The organism is Saccharicrinis sp. GN24d3, from assembly GCF_052400645.1.
Classification (GTDB): domain Bacteria; phylum Bacteroidota; class Bacteroidia; order Bacteroidales; family Marinilabiliaceae; genus Saccharicrinis.
The window spans coordinates 130382-150468 of record NZ_JBQTGI010000009.1; the positions used below are offsets into that span (position 1 = coordinate 130382).

Genomic DNA, 20087 nt, shown 5'->3' on the forward strand with positions numbered 1-20087 from the left:
AAATAGTAGTTAATATATTAACGATGGGAGTTGTAAGTTCAGATAGTCAGCTGTTTATGTAAGGGCATAAAGAGTTTTTTTATTATTGGGCATTGAACACGTGAAAAGGTGTATTTATCAAAAAAAACTAATAATTGGTTAAGCTTTTCATTTCTTTGGGTAACCATTTTAGTAGGAATTAGTAATTAATGGTATGGCAGAGCATAGGCATAAGGAATTCATAAGTCAACAATTACGGCAGGATAGTGATTTGGAATCATGTATCTATACGTTGTTCAATCCAAACAATCCGATGATGGGTGAAGGGTTTTTCGAATCTGCCATATTGTCTTTAAGTAATTATTTGAAAGCTGATTATGTTTTTGTAGCTCGCCTGAACAAAAAAGAGGGGATGTTGGATACGGTGACTCACTGCCATAATAATAAAATACTGCCACAGCAGTCCTTTCCCTATAAAGATACGCCATGCGACCCGGTAGTTGCAGATAAAGCGGTTACCTATCAGGAAAAGGTGAGAAAAGAGTTTCCCAATAGCAACATGTTGGCGGAATATAAAGTGGAAGCGTACAGTGGTATCCCCTTGTACGGTTCTTCGCGAAAACCGATCGGTGTTTTGGTTGCCTTATTCTGCGATAGAATACCGGACGTAGAAAAAGTGGAAGCCTTGATGTTTATGTATTCTTCCCGGATCGGGTCGGAGTTGGAACATGTGGATAGGCAGCAGGAGCTGACCAGGAGGAATATGGAGTTGTTGGTTTTTAAAGAGGAGCTCATCAGAAAAAACATGGAATTGGACCAAATGAACAATGAACTTAAAGAAGCCACGCTAAAAGCCGAAGAAAGCAATAAACTTAAATCTTCCTTTTTGGCCAACCTAAGTCACGAGGTGCGAACCCCCATGAATGCCATCATTGGTTTTACCGAACTTTTAAAATCGAATCACCTGAGCATAGAAGAAAAAGACGAATATTTGAATATCATACATCAAAACGGAAATCAAATGATGCGTGTAATGGATGCATTAATTGATATCTCAAAGCTGCAGGCAAAAGTTTATGTGGAGCCAAAACAAAAGGTGCGGGTAAATCATATTATTACCGAATTATACCAGAGTTATTGTCAAGAGTTGGAGGCGATGAAAAAACCCATAAAACTAAATATACTCTTGGGAGCCGAAAACGGTGCGGATATCCTAATCGCACACAAAGAAGCATTGTATAAAATATTTGATCACATGTTAGATAATGCCATCAAATTTACCCCTCAAGGAAATATATACATAGGGTACACACTTGGCGATGATTTCTTCGAGTTTTTTGTTAAGGATACCGGGGTAGGTATTGAGGAAGGCCAGGAAAAGAGCATTTTTGATTTATTCAGACAAGGGGATCTTAAAAAATCAAGGGAGTTTGGCGGAAATGGAATCGGCTTGTCTATTGTGAAAAAATATGTAGAAATAATGGGCGGCAAAGTTTGGGCAGAACGCGACCAAAAAGAAGGCACCTTGTTTAAGTTTACGATACCTTGCCGTTAAACCCGCAATATGCATTAGAAATTCTATTACCCATTGAAATTACTTTAAAACAAGACACTTCTTTGCATCACTTCAACTCACCAGAACGATGCTCCCGAAAGTAATCGGGACAAGTGATGCCTCGTTTCAAGTAATGCCTTGTTTTATTGTACTTGCAATGCTCATGACGAACCTCCAATGCATAATCCGGGTTAAACAGAAAATTGGTCGCCGGTTATTGGTCTTTTGGAGTCACAGGGGAGGAATGGGCAAAGAAGCGGTATTCTGTCTTTTCGTTATTCTAAACATATAAAGGGAAGATATGTAAAGTTTTATACCGAATACCGTAAAATAAGAGAGTGGGAGATGCCGGGGATGCAGTTTTCCCGTTTGCGATTTTGAATCACCCGGAATAAGTGAACAACACGCCCGTTAAAAAGCAGCCATCAGCAGGCCTATGTCTTTGGATGGCAATGAAAATGTTTCCCCTATGTAATGGTTGGTAAGAATACCTTTGTACACATATATTCCATGGCTAAATCCCGGATCTTCCTTAATCATATTATTGATACTTCCTGCCTCCGCCATCTGTAAAACCATTGGCGCAAAAATGTTACTTAGGGCAATGGTAGCGGTTCTGGCCACGTGAGAGGCCACATTGGGGACGCAATAATGGATTACGCCGTGTTTTATAAATACAGGATGGGCAAAGTCGGTACAGATAGAAGATTCGAAACATCCTCCCTGTCCCATGCTTAGGTCAATTAAAATAGAACCCTGTTTCATTTGCGACACCTGATCTTCTGTTACCATGTAACTCAGGCCTGATTGCAGATATCGTAAGTTGCCAATAACGGCATCCGCCGATTTTAATGCTTTGGTAAGGGCTTTAGGGTATAGTACCGATGTAAAAACACGTTGCCCGATGTGTAGCTCCAGGTCTCTCAGGTTCTTGAATGAGTTGTCAAATATTTTAACGGTAGCACCTAACCCCAGGGCTGCACGAGCAGCGCTTTCTCCGGCTGTTCCGGCTCCTAAAATGACCACTTCGGCAGGAGATACTCCGGTAATTCCCCCCAATAATACACCTTTCCCGTTATGTGCCTTACTTAAATATTCGCTGGCAATCATGATGGAAGCGGCTCCCTCTATTTCGCTCATACTACGGGTTACCGGATAAAAACCGTTATTGTCCTTAATAAGTTCGAAAGCAATGGCATTTACTTTTTTGCTCATCATTTTTTTGATGAGCTCGCGCGATTGCTGATGGAGTTGAACCAGTGAAATAATAGTTTGGCCGGGAGATAATAAGTCCAGCTCCTCGTTGGTAAAAGGAGATATTTTTAAAACTATTTCCGCCTTAAAAATTTCGCTATTATTTTTGACGATGGTAGCTCCGCATTCCGAAAAGTCCTGATCGGATAAGTTAGCGGGTATGCCAGCACCCGATTCAAACAATACGGTATGTCCGTTCTCCACCAACAATTCAATTCCCTGCGGGGTCAATGCGAGACGATTTTCGAATTTTGACTTTTCCTTAGGTATCCCTATGGTCAGTTTTTTTTCCGATTTTTTTACCTCTAACATCTCCGCCTGCGGCATCAAACCTGTGCTGTAAAGCGGAAAATTTGACTTGTCACCTATACCTGCCATTTACACCAATTAATCAGAACAACATTCAATCGGAAAGTTAATAATTATTTCCTTAAAATAATAGGTAAAAAAATAGTATATCCATCTAACCTGAACAAGCCATAAATCAAAATGCTTTTGGCTTGTTCAGGTTAGATGGTAAAATTACTATATAATTTTTGTTTCTCGGCATTGCTCAGTCACGCCTGGCCCTGACTTCACTTGCCACAGCTTTGAAATATTTACCGTTATCGAAACTATGCTGTTAAATGCTTAGCCGCAATCATTTTAAAGTATGGCTTCCATACTGAAACCCGAAAATTCTGCCATAAAAAGTACGGTCAATCCTGCTGTGGCAAATAAGGGGAACAAGGCATTAAAGCGCACCTTTTGTGCTCGGGAGCGTATTGTTAAACACGTCTTTTCTGATAGCCATTTTTAATGCTCTGGCCAGGGCTTTAAATATTCCTTCTATTTTATGGTGTTCATTGTCACCTTTAGCCTGAATTTGAAGATTGCTCAACGAAGCGTCGGAAAAGCTCTTGAAAAAATGTAAAAACATTTCGGTGGGCATGTCTCCCACTTTTTCGCGTTTAAAATCGGCTTCCCACACCAGCCAGGGCCTTCCGCCGAAATCAAGAGCCACCAAGGCCATGCAATCGTCCATGGGCAGGCAATACCCATAACGTTCTATCCCGCGTTTGTCGCCAAGGGCTTCCTTAAAAGCCTGACCGAGTGCCAGGGCGGTGTCCTCAATTGTATGGTGTTCGTCTACATGTAAGTCACCATTGACCTGGATACTCAGGTCGCACCCTGAGTGCTTACCGATTTGTTCCAGCATATGATCAAAGAAATGTAAACCGGTTGATATGTCACACTTGCCGGTCCCGTCGAGGTTTAGTTTTATATTTATGTCGGTTTCGGATGTTTTACGGACCACTTGTGCAGTTCTTTCTTTGGAGAACAGGAATTCGCATATTTTATCCCAGTCTGTTGTTACCAAAGCGCAAACATCAGTTAATTCTTGCTTATGAAGTTCCTCGTTGGCTTCATCTTTGTCGGCCATAAAAATAGCTTTGCAACCCATGTTTTTTGCCAATTGAACATCTGTGACCCTATCTCCAATCACAAATGATTTTGCCAGATCGTATTTGTCATCAAAATACTGGGTAAGCATGGCGGTGCCCGGTTTTCTTCCAGGAGAATTTTCTTCGGGCAACGATGGGTCAATGAAAACCTCGTCGAATACAATGCCTTCGCCTTGAAGGGTGCTCATCATCATGTTTTGTGCCGGCCAAAATGTATTTTCGGGAAACGAGTCAGTACCCAGGCCGTCCTGGTTGGTCACCATGGCCAATTCAAAATCAAGCTTTGAGGCAATCTTCTGAAGGTTAGTTATAGCCTTGGGATAAAACTCCAGTTTCTCCAGGCTGTCCACCTGAAAATCTATAGGCGGCTCTTTTATGATAGTTCCGTCGCGGTCAATAAAAAGTACTCGTTGCATTTATTATGATGTATTTTGAATCGATGTTTATGATCTATGTTGATATTTATCCAACCCCGCATACAGCGCGTTGTTTTCTTCTTCGGAACCAATCGTTATTCTCAAACAGCCTTCGCAAAGCGAAACGGTTGAACGGTCTCTGATAATAACGCCCTGATCTACCAAAAAGTTGTATATCTCTTTTGGGGCGTCGGTTTTTAATAAAAGATAATTGGCATCTGACGGATATATTCTCTTTACAAAAGGATACACTTTCATTTTTAGAGCCATTCTTTCTTTTTGTTTCAGAAGCTCTTGAACCCAGGCATTTTTATCCGCTACTTTTTGCAATAATTCCAACGCCGTTTTCTGCGTGAGAATATTAATATTGTAAGGATATTTAATGTGATTAAAAATCGTGACCACCTCAGGAGATGTAAATGCCATTCCCAAACGGATTCCCGCCATTCCCCAGGCTTTGCTAAATGTTTGGAGGATAATCAGGTTTGGATACCTATCTAATTCAGGCAAAAAACTCTTCTCCGGCGCAAAATCAATGTATGCTTCATCTAAAACAACAATGCCATCAAAATTTTCAACTATGCTAACAATATCCTCCTTTTTAAAACAATTGCCTGTAGGGTTGTTGGGAGAGCATATAAACAGCAATTTCGAATTTTGATCGGCAGCAGCCAACAATCCATTTATATCTAATCCAAAATCAGGGGTTAGCTTTACTTTTCGAATTTCAATATTATTAATATCGGCAGCTACCTGGTACATGCCATAGGTAGGATCTATCGATATTACATTGTCTGTTCCTGGTTCGCAAAAAGCCCTAAAAGCCAGGTCGATGGCCTCATCACTTCCGTTGCCCAGAAAGATGTGTCGGTCTTCAATACCTTTTAACTCAGCTATTTTTTTCTTGAGCTTACGCTGATAAGGATCAGGATAACGATTATATGGCGCGTTAAATGGATTTTCGTTGGCATCCAAAAAGATGGCTTCCTCCCCCGAAAACTCATCTCTTGCGGATGAATATGGTTTAAGGGACTTTATGTTGGGGCGAATAAGTTGTTCTATTGATTTCATGTATGAAGTATCAGGGTTCAATTATCAAGATGTTAGACGATTTACAGTGGTTTTATTTCAAAGTGTTTAACCGGATAGTAACCGCATTTTTATGGGCATCCAGTTGTTCGGTAGCTGCCATTTTCTCGATAGCCGGACCTATATTTTGCAATCCTTCCGGTGTGATTTTTTGGAAGGTAATTTTTTTAACGTAGCTGTCCAGGTTTACCCCGCTATATGCCCTGGCATAACCGTGGGTTGGGAGGGTGTGGTTGGTGCCTGAAGCGTAATCACCGGCGCTTTCGGGTGTGTAATTACCAATAAATACGGAGCCTGCATTGGTAATGAGATCTGCTATTTCATCATCGTCGCGCATAGCAATGATTAAGTGCTCCGGTGCATACCGGTTAGTCATCTCAATCATCTCCTGCTTGTTTTTCAAAAGTATGATACGGCTGTTTTCCAATGCTTTCTCCGCTATTTCTTTTCTGGATAATTCCTTGAGCTGATTGGCCATTTCTTCCTGTACCTTCGGGATGAGGTCTTTACAGTTAGTGATTAAAATCACCTGGCTGTCAATACCATGTTCTGCTTGGCTTAAAAGGTCGGAAGCAATAAAAGCGGCATTGGCAGATTCGTCGGCCAGTACTTCAACTTCCGATGGTCCGGCGGGCATGTCAATAGCCACATCTTTTAAACTGACCAATTGTTTGGCAGCCGTGACATAACTGTTGCCGGGGCCAAAAATTTTATCCACCTTTGGAATGCTCTCTGTTCCATAGGCCATTGAACCAATGGCTTGGACTCCACCTAGTTTAAAAACATTGGTAACGCCTATCAACGATGCGGTATACAAAATGGCAGGATTAATTTTGCCTTCTTTGTTAGGGGGAGTGCACAACACAATTTCTTTGCATCCGGCAATAATGGCAGGTAGCGCCAACATCAATACCGTTGAGAAAAGCGGTGCCGTACCTCCCGGAATGTAGAGTCCAACTTTTTCGATAGCTACACTTTTTTGACGACAAACTACGCCAGGCATGGTTTCTACAACCTTTTCGGGTGAGATTTGAGCCTGATGGAACTTTTCAATGTTTAGCTTGGCCATGTATATAGCTTCTTTTAATTCCGAAGAAACCTGCATACAAGCCTCGTCAGTTTCTTCCTTCGAAACCAATAGATTTTCGGGAGCAAAGCCATCGAATTTTTCCGAGTAGGCCCTTGCCGCGTTTTCACCATTTTCTTTTATGTCGTTCAAAATTCCTTGAACAGTTTCGAACAAAGCGCTCAAGTCATTTTCCGGGCGTTGAAGTAGGTGAGCCCAATCGCTCTTTTGTGGATATTCAAATACCTGCATTTGATTTAATTAGTGCAGACTGGACAAAAGAAATGTCCAGTCCAATTTCTATTATCTAAAATATTGTATCCTGATTCGTTTTACAGAATCATTTTTTCAATCGGGAAGGTTAATATTCCCTCAGCACCGTTTTCTTTTAGCTTACCAATGATTTCCCAAAACTGCTTTTCGGATATCACCGAGTGAATGGAGCTCCACCCTTCCTCGGCCAATGGCAACACCGTAGGACTCTTCATGCCAGGCAGTACCTGAACAATTTCGCTAACTTTGTCGTTTGGAGCATTCAATAAGATGTACTTGTTAGAGTTAGCTGCCATTACTGAATTTATGCGAAACAGTAACTCATCGAGTAAAGCCTTTTTCTCATTAGAAAGACCTTCTGCTTGCACCAATAAAGCTTCGGATTTCATAACCACCTCAACTTCTTTTAGTCGGTTTGCAACTAAAGTACTACCCGAACTCACAATGTCAAAAATGGCATCGGCCAATCCAATGCCTGGTGCTATTTCAACAGATCCTGCGATTTCATGTATATCGGCATCGATTTTTTTCTCGGCAAAGTATTTTTTAAGGATCACCGGATAGGAAGTAGCTACTTTTTTGCCCTGAAAATATTCTAAACTGGTGTATTCATCTGCTTTGGGGATAGCCAAAGAAATTCTGCACTTGCTAAACCCCAGTCTTTTGGCGATAGTCAGTTTAAAATCTTTTTCTTCAACCTCGTTTTCGCCAACAACACCTATATCGGCCACTTTATCTGCTATGGTTTGTGGTATGTCATCGTCACGTAAAAACAATACTTCTATCGGGAAGTTGGGAGATTGTGCAACCAGTTTCCCACTTCCAATATTAAATTTTATTCCAGCTTCTTTTAAAAGCTTCATCGAATCGTCGTGTAATCTTCCTTTCTTCTGTAAAGCAATTCTTAATTTCTCCATTTTAATTTAGACTTTTAGATAATAGATGAGAGATAAGAGACATTATAATTGTGATGCTAACCTAGCTCAAATCTAAAAATGAATTTTTGTTTTTAATTAATGACAAAAAAAAAGAGGGCTTCCCATACGGTAAGCCCTCCTATATTATTAAACACAACAATCTCGGACCACCTATGGTAGATTAAAATGATGTCCGTGATGATGTGTGAAATTTGTCATGGTTTATTATTGAATCGATACAAAAGTAAATGTAATATTTTAAATTCCAAATATAAAAGGGGTAATAAATGTTAATTTACAATTGTGAGCCATGCTGTGCTTATTCAGACTCTCTATAAATTACCCGATGATGTTAAATGTTAAAAGATATTCAACTATTTTGAAACTTGAAATTTATATATTCGGCAATGAATTACTTAATTAAGCGATAGTTTTAAAAAAAATAAACTTATATCATGAGTTCTGATCATATGAAAAAAAATGAGGCCACAAATTCAAGCGGCAAAAGATCCAGAAGGGATTTTATGCGCAAACTTGGATTGATAGGTGCTGCGGCTTCAACGGGTGCGGTGGCTTCCGGGTTTACATCTTCGGATGTTTCGGGCGAAGAGTACGTTAAGGTAATGACATCCGACAATAAGCTGGTCGAGATTCCAAAGTCCCAGGTTAAAGAAGTGAAGTTGGACACGGAGGCTTTGCAATCCCGTGGTAGGCTCGGGATTGCGGGAAAACGATGGGTGATGGTAATAGATCTGGCTAAATGCAGAAATGCCAGGGAATGTATTAAAGGTTGCCAGGAACATCATCATTTGCATCCTTACCAATATCATATTAATACTCTGGTGATGCAGGACAATCCGCAATCGGCACCGTACAATATGCCCAAGCCATGCATGCATTGCGATAACCCTCCATGTGTTTCGGTTTGTCCGGTAGATGCCACTTTTAAGCGTCAGGATGGAGTGGTGCTCATAGATAATGAACGTTGCATAGGTTGTAGGTTTTGTATGGCAGCATGTCCGTATTCGGTTAGGGTATTCAATTGGGAAGAACCTTTTCAGGCACAACTTTACAAGGAGCAGCCAATGGAGTATGATGTAGAAGCAAATATCCCACAGAAAAAAGGAACCATTACAAAATGTTTGTTTAGTGCCGACTGTCTGCGTGATGGCGAACTTCCAACTTGTGTTCGTGCCTGTCCTAACGAAGTGTTTTATTTTGGGGATGAAAACGAAGATGCGGTAACTAACGGTACTACCCGCGAAACTGTTGTGTTAAGTAAATTACTCGAGAAAAATGCCGGGTACAGATTGATGGAAGAGCTGGGAACGAAACCTCGTGTATACTACCTGCCTCCCAAGGACAGGGTATTTGACGCCCCTGAGAAACCAGATCATCATCATCGCTAATCTATTAAACCCAGAATATGTCCGAACATAATATTAAAATTAATAAGGAAAAGCTTGATAAGATAGCAGATGACGTGCTTAGACCTGTGGGTTTTAACAGTGCGTACGTCAATTGGATGTTGTTTTTGACCGTGGCTTTATTGGCCTGTATCTATGCCTATGCTATACAGTATAGGGAGGGATTAATCGTGACAGGCATGCGCGATATGGTAAGTTGGGGGATGTATATTGCCAACTTTGTGTTTTTTGTAGCTACTGCTTTGGTAGGCATGTTAATAAGTGGGGTAATTGGCTTGTTGGGATATAAGTGGATTAAGCCGATCTCCCGAATTGCTGAAATTATTGCCGTTGCTTTTGCTGCGGTAGCTGGTTTGGTTATTGTTTCAGATATGGGACGACCGGAAAGGTTGCACCATGTGTTTTTATACGGAAGGGTGCAATCGCCTATTTTATGGGACGTTACTGTGGTGACGACTTACCTGGTGATAAGCACATTGTTATATCTGCTTCCTTTGATTCCTGATCTGGCCATTGCCAGAGGCAGGATGCAAAATGCGCCCAAATGGATGATGAAACTATATGAGATTTTATCTTTTAATTGGACCCATCACCCCAAACAATATCAACTGTTGTTTAAGGCCATTCGTCTGTTGATTATCCTGGTAATACCTACAGCATTCGCCATCCATACCGTAACATCCTGGTTGCTGGCGGTGAATTCGCGCAGTGGTTGGGACAGTACCATATTTGGCCCTTACTTTTTAACGGGTGCTTTTGTAACCGGTATGGCAGCAGTTATTATTGCCGTATTCTTTTTCAGGAACAATTACAAACTGAGGACTTACTTAGATGAACCATTGTTTGATAAAATGGGTAAGCTTTTGGAGTTTGTTTGCGTGGTATATTTTTATTTCAACCTAAACGAGTTTGTAGTTCCTGCATATAAAATGAAGGAGTTTGATGCCATTCATATTCATGAATTGTTTTTAGGTAAGCATGCCATCATGTTCTGGTTTTGCCAAATATTTGGCTTGATTGTGCCCATGATAGTGCTGCTATGGAAACCTTTCCGAAAACCGGTACCCCTCTTTATAATATCATTGTTTGTATTGGTGGGGGCATGGTTTAAGCGATACATTATCGTAATCCCAACCATGGAACATCCGTTTTTACCCGTGCAAAATTTGCCAAACGAGTGGGTTGTCTACCAGCCAACAGTAATTGAAAGTGCTGTAACGATTGGTTCAATCATTATGGGTATCATGATTATTTCGGTACTGGCTAAACTTTTTCCTGTAATTCCAATATGGGAAATGGCCGAAGAGGATGAAGAAACTAAGTCAAAAATAATTTAATAGCAGTACAATGAACAAGTATTTAATGGTAGTTATTTGTGTTTGTGCTGGATTAAAACTGTCAGCGCAAACGTCCTGGTTAGTTCCTCAGGACCAGAGAGAAAAGTTAAGTCTGGTGGAGTTTACCGATGCGATGAGGACTTCCGGCAAAGAGGTATTCTCGGCCAAATGTACGGCTTGTCATGGAACTCCCGGGCAAGGCAATTATAATGCATTGCTTAATCCTTCGCCGGGTGACCCGGCCTCGGAAAAGTTTCAGATGAATACCGATGGAGCGCTTTTTTACAAGATTAGTGAAGGACGTGTAACCATGCCTTCGTTTAAAAGCGCATTAAGTAAAGCCGACATTTGGAATGTGATCGCTTACATTCGCAGTTTCAACCCAACATACGTTCAGGAAACAGCAGAAAAAATAGAGACAAATATTCCGGAAGGAACGGAACTGGCTTTAAATGTAACATTTGATGAAACAAAAAAAGCGGTAGCGGTAAAACTAACCGGTTCTTTAAATGGTGAAGAAAGTGATATTGGTGGAGTAGGAATAAAATTAATGGCCAAGAGGTATTTTGGAAACTTAACCATTGGTGAAGTTAAGAATACGAACAAGGCCGGTTTAACCTATTTTTCATGGGATGATTCCTTACCGGGAGATTCATTGGGTAATGTACAGTTAATAGCACAGGTAGACCAGGCAGAAGTGTATGGTGATGTGAAAACCGAAGCGACTATGCAAATTGGTAAGGTCAACAACAACCCTCCTTTAAATAAGGATAGAGCCATGTGGAACACGGTTAAAAAGGCACCTATATGGATTCTCGTTGGATTTACGGGAGCTGTTGTAACGGTTTGGTTCTTTATTTTTTATGTGCTTTTTACCATGAAAAAAGTGTTTGCTTTGGGTAACGAGCCTATCGCAGAAGAAGAAAAACTAGTTTAAAATGAATCAGCCATGAACATACTTTATCTGTTAGTTGGGGTAAGTTTATTGGCTGCACTGTTTTTTCTGGCCTTGTTTATATGGGCTGTTAAATCGGGCCAGTATGAAGATATGTTTTCACCATCGGTTCGTATTTTGTTTGATGATGAAGAGAACACCAAAAACGAGGCAGAAGAGGATGAGGAAAATGAAATTGAAAAAAATGAAATGTAAACCCTATCGCATATAATAATGGAAATTCAAAAATTTAAATACGATAATGCAATTGTAAGAAACTTTACGGTTGCAACAATAGTTTGGGGGGTCGTGGCTTTAATAGTTGGGCTATTGGCGGCATCACAGCTGGCCTGGCCGGTTCTTAATCTGGGACTGGAGTATACATCCTTTGGAAGGGTGAGACCCATACATACCAACGCGGTCATATTTGCCTTTATTGGCAACGCCATGTTCGCCGGTATTTACTATTCGTTGCAACGTGTTCTGAAGGCCCGTTTATTTAATGATATCATTAGCAAGGTTCACTTTTGGAGTTGGCAGTTGATCATTGTTTTAGCAGCCATTACTCTATTCCTCGGTTTCACTACCGGAAAGGAATATGCCGAACTGGAATGGCCTATCGATATATTAATCGCTGTTTCATGGGTGTTGTTTGGATGGAACATGATTGGTACCATTATCAAACGTCGCGTTAAGCATATTTATGCAGCGGTATGGTGGTACCTGGCTACCTTCTTGGGTGTAGCTGTTTTGCACATCGTTAACTCGATTGAAATACCTGTTTCTTTGTTCAAGAGTTATCCGGTATATGCGGGTGCACAGGATGCGTTGGTGCAATGGTGGTATGGGCACAATGCCGTGGCTTTTTTCTTAACCACTCCATGGTTGGGACTGATGTACTATTATTTGCCTAAGGCTTCTAATCGCCCCATATATTCTTACCAATTGTCTATCATTCACTTCTGGACATTGATATTTTTATATATGTGGACAGGCCCACATCACCTGTTGTATAATGCTTTGCCAGATTGGCTTCAGGCACTGGGGGTTACTTTCTCGGTGATGCTGATTGCTCCTTCATGGGGGGGGATGATAAACGGATTGTTAACACTTCGTGGTGCTTGGGATTCAGTAAGAGACAGAGCCGACCTTAAGTTTATTGTAGTGGCCTTAATTGCCTACGGAATGGCCACATTCGAAGGGCCAATGATGGCGCTGAAAACAGTGAACTCCATCAGCCACTTTACCGATTGGACCGTAGCGCATACGCATATTGCCGGAATGGGATGGAACGGTGGACTCATCTTTGGAATGTTGTATTGGTTGGTGCCAAAGTTGTTTAAAACAAAATTATATTCCAGCAAGTTGGCAAACGCCCATTTCTGGGTAGCTACACTGGGGATTTTGTTGTTTGCCATACCTTTGTATTGGGCGGCCATTACACAATGGTTAATGTTAAAAGAATACACACCAACAGGTTCACTTGCCTATCCTAATTTTTTGGAAACAACCATTCAAATTTTACCACTGTACGCCTTTAGGGTAGTGGGTGGCGTGTTGTTTTTCGTTGGTTTCGTGTTGTTCTTATTCAATATAGCGAAGACAATGGCTGTTGGAAAAATGGAAGCGAATGAGGAATCGGAAGCTCCGGCTTTGGTGAATACAAAAAAGAGAAATGTGGCAGGGGAAACAGTGCACAGATGGTTAGAGCGCAGAGGTGTACGATTTTCTGTATTCGTATTTATTGCGGTTGCTATCGGAGGTGCGGTAGAAATTATCCCATTGCTAAGCGTTGAATCCAATATCCCTAAAATAGCGGCGGTAAAACCTTATACTCCGCTTGAACTTACGGGCAGGGACATATATCTGTCTAATGGTTGTTATAACTGTCATTCGCAGCAAATACGTCCGTTGCGATGGGAAACCGACCGTTATGGAGAATATTCTAAAATCGGAGAGTTTGTTTACGATTATCCTTTCCAGTGGGGCTCGCGCAGGACAGGGCCGGATTTGGCCAGGGCAGGTTATCTGGGTGATGTGTCGATTGGTGGGTCAACCACCTACAAAACCGCCGTTTGGCATTACAATCACTTTATGAAACCGTTGGAAATGAACCCGCAGACCATTATGCCGGCTTATCCTTGGCTGGCCGAAAATGACGTGGTATTGGATTTGGTCCCTAAAAAAATAAAGGTGATGAAAACCCTGGGCGTTCCTTATCGAGATGGTTTTGAAGATGAGGCGATTGAGGAATACATGAAACAGGCCAATAATATTGTTGAAGACCTGAAAGCCTCAGGAATTGAAGTTGAACCCAACAAAGAGATGGTTGCCTTAATAGCATATTTACATAAGCTGGGCAAGGATATTTCGGGTGTTGAAGATGAAAAGTAAGTTATGGGATTTGTAAGTGAAGTATTAAAAGATGTAAGCGGTATTCAATGGTATTATATAATTGGGATATCCATTTTTATCATCTTGTTCATCATCATAGTGTACAAGACGATACGAACACCCAAATCTATAATGATGCAATATAAAAACGCGATATTAGAGGATGAGATTGTAACTGATATCCAACAAAATAATTCAAACGAATAACAATGAGCCAAGATAAAAACAATAAGCCCGACGAATTCCATGACGATATCGAATCGCATGAATATGACGGAATTAAAGAGCAAAACAATCCTGCGCCATTTTGGATAACACTTTTATTTTTGGTGACCGTAGGTTTTTCTTTATTTTACTTTGTGCATTACTTTGGATACCCGGGTAATGAAAGAGACCAGGCCAGTGAATATGCTAAGTCGGTTGCTAAGTTTGAAAAAAAGCAAGCAGCTATGAAAGCGGCCAATAAAGCTAACTTACCGGAATTGAGCATGGCTGAGATGGTGGATAAGGGTAAAGCGCTATATGTTAAGAATGCTTGTATGGCCTGCCATGGAGCAAATGGAGAAGGCAATAATATCGGTCCTAACCTGACGGATAATTTTTGGATAAACGGTTGCAGCGTGGACGATCTTATGAATATCATATCCAATGGCAAACCCGCTAAGGGGATGACACCTTATAAAAGCATGATGCAGGAAGAGGAAATAAAATATGTGGCCAATTATATACTAAACGAGCTGGTGGGCTCTTCTCCTGCAAATCCTAAAGAAGCGCAGGGCGAAGAGTGCAAGTAGATGATTGATTGTTTTTCGTTCCAAATAAAATAATTACCCCGTTATTCTTTCAAGTGTACGTTTGGATAACAGGGTTTGTATTCAACAATATCTATGACAATCCATCAAGATAAAACATTTCGTGAACGTCCCGACAATATAGACGAACATGGTAAGCGAAAAAGGATAAAGGCACGACAGCCCAAAGGGAAATGGTACACCCGCAGAACCATAGTTGCTTTTTTACTTTTGTCGTTTTTTATACTGGCACCCATTATAAAAATTGGGGGCAAGCCTTTTATGTTGTTGGATGTTATCAACAGAAAGTTTCATTTGTTTGGTGCCACGGTGTATTCACAGGATGGTGAAATAATGGCCATTGTAATGGCCACTGCGGTTATTTTTATTGTTCTTTTTACCGTTGTTTTTGGGCGTTTTTGGTGTGGATGGGCTTGTCCGCATACCGTTTTTATGGAGATGATATTTCGTAGGATCGAATATCTTTTTCACGGAAATTATCAAAGAGGTAGAAAAATTAAAAACCCAGGCAGAATAGCACTTGCGTTAAAGCATGTTATTTATTTTTTGGTAGTACTGTTTTTTACCAATGTGTTTATCATGTGGTTTACAGGCCCCCAGGGATTGATAATAATATGGAAAAGCGCGTTGTTAGATTATTGGCAAGTATATACAGCCATGACGGTTGTAACAGTATTTTACTATTGGATATACTCCCATATACGCGAAAGCGTGTGTACCCTTTTTTGTCCTTATGGTAGAATGCAAGGGGTGTTGCTAGATTCAAAATCGATAACGGTGGCGTATGATTATAAACGGGGAGAACCGCGTAAGGTAAAAGGTGACTGCGTTGATTGCGGTGGATGTGTGGCGGTTTGTCCAACAGGTATCGATATTAGAAACGGTACCCAGTTGGAGTGTGTAAATTGCACGGCATGTATCGACGAGTGCAATATTATTATGAAAAGAATGAAGCGACCTCCTAATTTAATTCGCTTTGCATCTAATTACAGCATAGAAACAGGAAAGAGCAGTATAAAAAACCTGAGGACTTATGCCTACAGCGTTGTTTTGGTAATTCTTTTAACGGCTTTGGTTGTTGCTTTGTCGGGTAGAACCGAAGTGGATGTATCTTTATTACGTATGCCAGGCACAATATACCAAGAGGTGAGTGCAGATAGTATTTCAAATATCTATCAATTAAAAATTGTAAATAAAACGGAAGGACTGAAAAAAATAGAACTAAAGTTTCTGAAACCGCGAGAGAGTGCGTTTTTCTTGTCGGAACATCCTATTCACCTTGGCGAAAATGGTAGCTTTGATGGTGTTATTGTTCTTAAACAGGCCAAAACCGACATAAAAGCCAGGAACACACCGGTCGAATTAGGATTATATGTAGAGGATAGAATGTTGGACAGCACTATGGCAACTTTTATTGCCCCCAAACGGAGTAAATTGTAATGGTCTGTTGTCGGATGATTGTTAAGGTAATCGAGTTCGGGAGGTAGCAGTATTAATCTTGAGATTTAACAGGTAAATCTTAATACGAATAGAAAGAATATGAAATTTAATTGGGGACATGGGATTATAGTTTTCTTCGTCATCTTTTTTACATGGATCATCTCTTTTGTAATTTTTACTTTGGGGGAAAATAACGACCTGGTAACTAAAGATTATTATCGACAAGGAGCTGAGTATAGTTTAACAATGGATATTAACAAACGCTCTGCCATTTATCGGGACAGCATCTCCATTGTTAATGTAGAAGATGGGGTAGTGATTGAGCTGGCCTCTTCTGTGGCCAACTTGCCTAAAGGTAAGGATGTTTATTTTTATCGTCCTTCAGGAAAAAAAGATGATGTTAAATTATGGCTTGATCAAGGGAAAAAAGAACTTTTTGTGCCGAATAGTAAATTAATAAAGGGCAGGTACAACGTGTCGGTTTCGTGGAATGAGAGCGATAATAAATACAAGGTGTCAAAAGATTTTATGGTTAGATAAATAGCTATGGAAATAATATTATCAGGCTTTGTTTTAGGTATTATGGGGAGTGTGCATTGCGCAGGAATGTGTGGCCCCATTGCACTTAGCTTACCGCTGTACGGGAAAGGTGCAGTTGCCAAGGTTAGTGGTGGTTTAATGTACAATATTGGCCGTACTGTCACTTATGGTATTATGGGCGCATTTTTTGGGATAATAGGACAAGGCCTTTCCCTGGTAGGATTTCAGCAATGGGTTTCGGTAATCATGGGGGCGTTGATGATTGCCTCGGTATTGATACCTTCTTTGTTTAAAAATGTGAATGGCGCAAATATTCCAATAGCAGGTTTGATAAGAAAAGGAATACAGAAGCTCTTTGTTAAGAAATCGTTTGGAAGGCTTTTTTTTATTGGGTTACTGAATGGTCTTTTGCCTTGCGGCCTGGTTTACCTGGCCATTGCAGGAGCTATTGGTACGGGAGATGTAACCACCGGAACGTTGTTTATGGTTTTGTTCGGGTTAGGTACATTGCCTCTCATGTTAGGAATTTCCCTGATTGGTAACTTGGTGGGTTTAAAAGTCCGGGACAGAATTAATAAGTTAATTCCGGTCCTGGTTGTGGTAATTGGAGTTATCTTTATGCTTCGAGGTTTAAGTTTGGGGATCCCGTATTTAAGTCCGCCAGAAACAAAGCTAAACCCCCAAGTGCATATGAAACATGAAGAAGGTGTTGCCAATGAAGCGGTGAAGGGTGCATGTTGTCATGCCGAAGAAGAGTAAAATTTAATTGAGTTCTGTTTAAGTTATCCGATGTCAGATAATAAGTGTATTCATTGTGGTGCCGACTGTGGTGCGCATCCAGTAAAATGGAACGATAAAAAGTTCTGTTGTAACGGGTGTTGGTCTGTCTATCAGCTATTAAATGATAGCCAGATGCAGCAATACTACGAATTTCAAAAGCAGCCGGGTATTCGATTGAACGAAGCCCCGCATTTAAGCAAATATGCTTATTTGGATAAGGATGAAGTAAAAGAAAAGCTATACGAGTTTTTCGAAAACGGAATAGCCAAAGTCACGTTTTATATTCCTTCGATACACTGCGCTTCGTGCATATGGTTGTTGGAGCATCTGAGCAAATTAAACGAGGGGGTAAAGTATGCGACCGTAAATTTTGTCCAAAAGAAATATACCGTAAGTTTCGACACAAATATAATGTCATTGCGCGAACTGGTGGAATTACTGGTTTCCATCCATTATGTTCCGGATATTTCACTTCAGAACCTGGAAAGCAAAAAAGGGGATAAGCCTCAAAATAAAAGTTTGCTATATAAAATTGGCGTTGCTGGTTTTGTGTTTGGAAACGTCATGCTGTACAGCTTGCCCGAGTATTTCAACGGTGAACCTATCGAAGGTACCTTTGGTACCTTTTTGTACTACCTGATGTATGTACTCACTTTTCCTCTGGTGTTTTATAGCGGTAGCGATTATCTGATCTCGGCTGCAAAAAATCTGGTGAAGGGAATCGTTAATATTGAATTACCCATAGCTATCGGTATTTTGGCTTTGTTTTTTGTCACCAGTTATGAGGTTGTAATGGGTATTGGCCCTGGATATTCCGATAGCCTCTCCGGTTTTCTATTCTTTTTATTGCTGGGTAGATGGTATCAGAGTAAAACCTATCAGGCACTGGCTTTTGACCGCGATTACAAATCGTATTTTCCGGTAGCGGTGACCCGCCTTAACGGACAAGAGGAAAGTGTTCTTTTGGAAGAAGTTAAAGTAGGGGATTGTTTGTTGATCAGAAACAAGGAGCTGATTCCGGCCGATTCTACATTGGTGGATGGAACTGCATTGGTGGATTACAGTTTTGTGACCGGTGAGTCGGCGCCGGTTTTAAAGAAGAAAGATGATTTCTTGTATGCGGGAGGTGTCCAAACTAGCGGTGCCATAACGGTTAAGGTCATCAAGGAGGTAGCTCAGAGTCACCTGACCCAATTGTGGAATCAAAGCCGGAAAAACGAGTCTGGCCCAAAATCACTTACTTCGATCGTGGATAAAATCAGCGGCAAGTTCACCCTCGCCGTAATCATTATCGCACTGGCTGGCTTTTGCACCTGGTTGTATCTGGATAGTTTTAAAACCGCTTTATTGGTGCTGACCTCGGTACTTATTGTAGCCTGCCCGTGTGCCTTGGCCCTATCCATACCTTTTACTTTTGGCAGTGCCATGCGTATTTTTGGGGAGAAAGGTTTATATATTAAAAATACAAGCGTTATTGAACGGTTAACACATATCGATACGATTGTTTTTGATAAAACGGGTACATTAACCAAACCGGAGGAAAGCAAGGTTGTATTTGTAGGCTTGGATCTCAGGCAGGAAGAATTGTCCAAAGCAGTTTCGTTGGCGCGGCAATCTACACATCCATTGAGCAATGCTATCAGTTCTTTTTATACAGATGTTAAAGTGCACGAAACAACCGGGTATTCAGAAGTAGCCGGAAGGGGAATATTTGCAACTATTGAGGATGCACGAATAAAGCTGGGAGCATTGGAGTATGTTGATGAGGTGAGTCACCTTAACATTAAACCGGCACCTTCCTCGGTGTATTTATCTATCGATGGAAAAATAAAAGGGTATTTTAAAATTGGGAATAAATACAGGCAGGGAATAAAAAATGTTATAGATAGCCTAAAGAGTAAGTACGATCTTTACTTGCTATCAGGGGATAACGATGCCGAGAAAGAAAACTTGAGGGAAATGTTCGGGAATGACAGGATGTATTTTGAGCAGAAACCACAGGATAAGATGAATTTTATTACGGATTTAAAACAGAAAGGTAAATCGGTTTTGATGACCGGAGATGGGTTGAACGATTCAGGGGCTTTTATGAGTAGTGATGTGGCGCTTTCCCTGGCCGACGATATCTATCATTTTTCCCCGGCCGGCGATGCCATCCTCGAAGCCTCTAAGTTTAGGAACTTTCATCAATATATCCGTTTTGCCCAAAAAAGTTTGACCATTGTTAAGCAAAGTTTTTTAATTTCGTTTTTTTATAATGTCATAGGGTTAGGATTTGCAATCACAGGGAATATGTCCCCTGTAGTTGCCGCGATATTAATGCCTGTGAGCTCCATTACGGTGGTGGCTTATACAACATTTAAAACCCGAATGGCAGGAACAAAAATATTAAAATAACGATTAGGCTTTTATTGAAAGTCTAATGTGTA

The 20087-nt window shown here is 40.8% G+C and carries 17 protein-coding genes; 12 read left to right on the plus strand and 5 right to left on the minus strand.

The annotated features are described in order from the left end of the window. Positions 1-193: 193 nt before the first annotated feature. Positions 194-1534, plus strand: a complete 1341-nt coding sequence (locus ACT29I_RS12280; RefSeq protein ID WP_430931965.1) for a sensor histidine kinase — start codon at positions 194-196, stop codon at positions 1532-1534. Positions 1535-1945: 411 nt separating this feature from the next. Here ACT29I_RS12280 and ACT29I_RS12285 read toward each other — a convergent pair whose 3' ends face one another. The 5 genes from ACT29I_RS12285 to hisG all read right to left on the minus strand — a co-directional run bounded on the left by ACT29I_RS12285 (position 1946) and on the right by hisG (position 7994). Then, positions 1946-3166, minus strand: coding sequence for an alanine dehydrogenase (locus ACT29I_RS12285; RefSeq protein WP_430931966.1), 1221 nt, complete (start codon positions 3164-3166; stop codon positions 1946-1948). A gap of 355 nt (positions 3167-3521) precedes the next feature. Further along, a complete protein-coding gene (gene hisB, locus ACT29I_RS12290; protein ID WP_430931967.1) occupies positions 3522-4649 on the minus strand; it encodes a bifunctional histidinol-phosphatase/imidazoleglycerol-phosphate dehydratase HisB in 1128 nt (375 codons plus the stop codon). 27 nt (positions 4650-4676) lie between these two features. Further along, on the minus strand, positions 4677-5720 hold the full coding sequence (gene hisC / locus ACT29I_RS12295; protein WP_430931968.1) for a histidinol-phosphate transaminase: 1044 nt from the start codon (positions 5718-5720) through the stop codon (positions 4677-4679). Between the two features lie 52 nt (positions 5721-5772). After that, on the minus strand, positions 5773-7056 hold the full coding sequence (gene hisD / locus ACT29I_RS12300) for a histidinol dehydrogenase (RefSeq protein ID WP_430931969.1): 1284 nt from the start codon (positions 7054-7056) through the stop codon (positions 5773-5775). 80 nt (positions 7057-7136) lie between these two features. Beyond that, a complete protein-coding gene (hisG, locus tag ACT29I_RS12305) occupies positions 7137-7994 on the minus strand; it encodes an ATP phosphoribosyltransferase (protein WP_444793574.1) in 858 nt (285 codons plus the stop codon). A 455-nt stretch (positions 7995-8449) separates the two neighbouring features. Here hisG and ACT29I_RS12310 point away from each other — a divergent pair, with 455 nt between their 5' ends. From ACT29I_RS12310 to ACT29I_RS12360, 11 genes are all read left to right on the plus strand, one after another. Then, the gene (locus ACT29I_RS12310; RefSeq protein WP_430931971.1) at positions 8450-9403 is read left to right on the plus strand and encodes a 4Fe-4S dicluster domain-containing protein; all 954 of its coding nucleotides are present in this window, start codon (positions 8450-8452) and stop codon (positions 9401-9403) included. Between the two features lie 17 nt (positions 9404-9420). Beyond that, the gene (gene nrfD / locus ACT29I_RS12315; protein WP_430931972.1) at positions 9421-10758 is read left to right on the plus strand and encodes an NrfD/PsrC family molybdoenzyme membrane anchor subunit; all 1338 of its coding nucleotides are present in this window, start codon (positions 9421-9423) and stop codon (positions 10756-10758) included. 10 nt (positions 10759-10768) lie between these two features. Further along, a complete protein-coding gene (locus ACT29I_RS12320) occupies positions 10769-11695 on the plus strand; it encodes a c-type cytochrome (RefSeq protein ID WP_430931973.1) in 927 nt (308 codons plus the stop codon). 12 nt (positions 11696-11707) lie between these two features. Then, complete coding sequence (gene ccoS, locus ACT29I_RS12325; protein ID WP_430931974.1) at positions 11708-11908, plus strand: cbb3-type cytochrome oxidase assembly protein CcoS; 201 nt, start codon at positions 11708-11710, stop codon at positions 11906-11908. Between the two features lie 18 nt (positions 11909-11926). Then, positions 11927-14086, plus strand: a complete 2160-nt coding sequence (ccoN, locus tag ACT29I_RS12330; protein ID WP_430931975.1) for a cytochrome-c oxidase, cbb3-type subunit I — start codon at positions 11927-11929, stop codon at positions 14084-14086. Between the two features lie 3 nt (positions 14087-14089). Further along, complete coding sequence (locus ACT29I_RS12335) at positions 14090-14293, plus strand: hypothetical protein (RefSeq protein WP_430931976.1); 204 nt, start codon at positions 14090-14092, stop codon at positions 14291-14293. A 2-nt stretch (positions 14294-14295) separates the two neighbouring features. Further along, entirely contained in the window at positions 14296-14880 is a 585-nt protein-coding gene (locus ACT29I_RS12340) for a cbb3-type cytochrome c oxidase N-terminal domain-containing protein (protein ID WP_430931977.1), read from the plus strand. Between the two features lie 93 nt (positions 14881-14973). Next, positions 14974-16338: a cytochrome c oxidase accessory protein CcoG gene (ccoG, locus tag ACT29I_RS12345; protein ID WP_444793575.1), complete on the plus strand. Its 1365-nt coding sequence runs from the start codon at positions 14974-14976 to the stop codon at positions 16336-16338. 99 nt (positions 16339-16437) lie between these two features. Then, a complete protein-coding gene (locus tag ACT29I_RS12350; protein ID WP_444793576.1) occupies positions 16438-16878 on the plus strand; it encodes a FixH family protein in 441 nt (146 codons plus the stop codon). Positions 16879-16884: 6 nt separating this feature from the next. Then, positions 16885-17637 (plus strand): sulfite exporter TauE/SafE family protein, encoded by a 753-nt coding sequence (locus tag ACT29I_RS12355; RefSeq protein ID WP_444793577.1) that lies wholly within the window; start codon positions 16885-16887, stop codon positions 17635-17637. A gap of 30 nt (positions 17638-17667) precedes the next feature. Continuing rightward, on the plus strand, positions 17668-20055 hold the full coding sequence (locus tag ACT29I_RS12360; protein ID WP_444793578.1) for a heavy metal translocating P-type ATPase: 2388 nt from the start codon (positions 17668-17670) through the stop codon (positions 20053-20055). Positions 20056-20087: the final 32 nt, after the last annotated feature.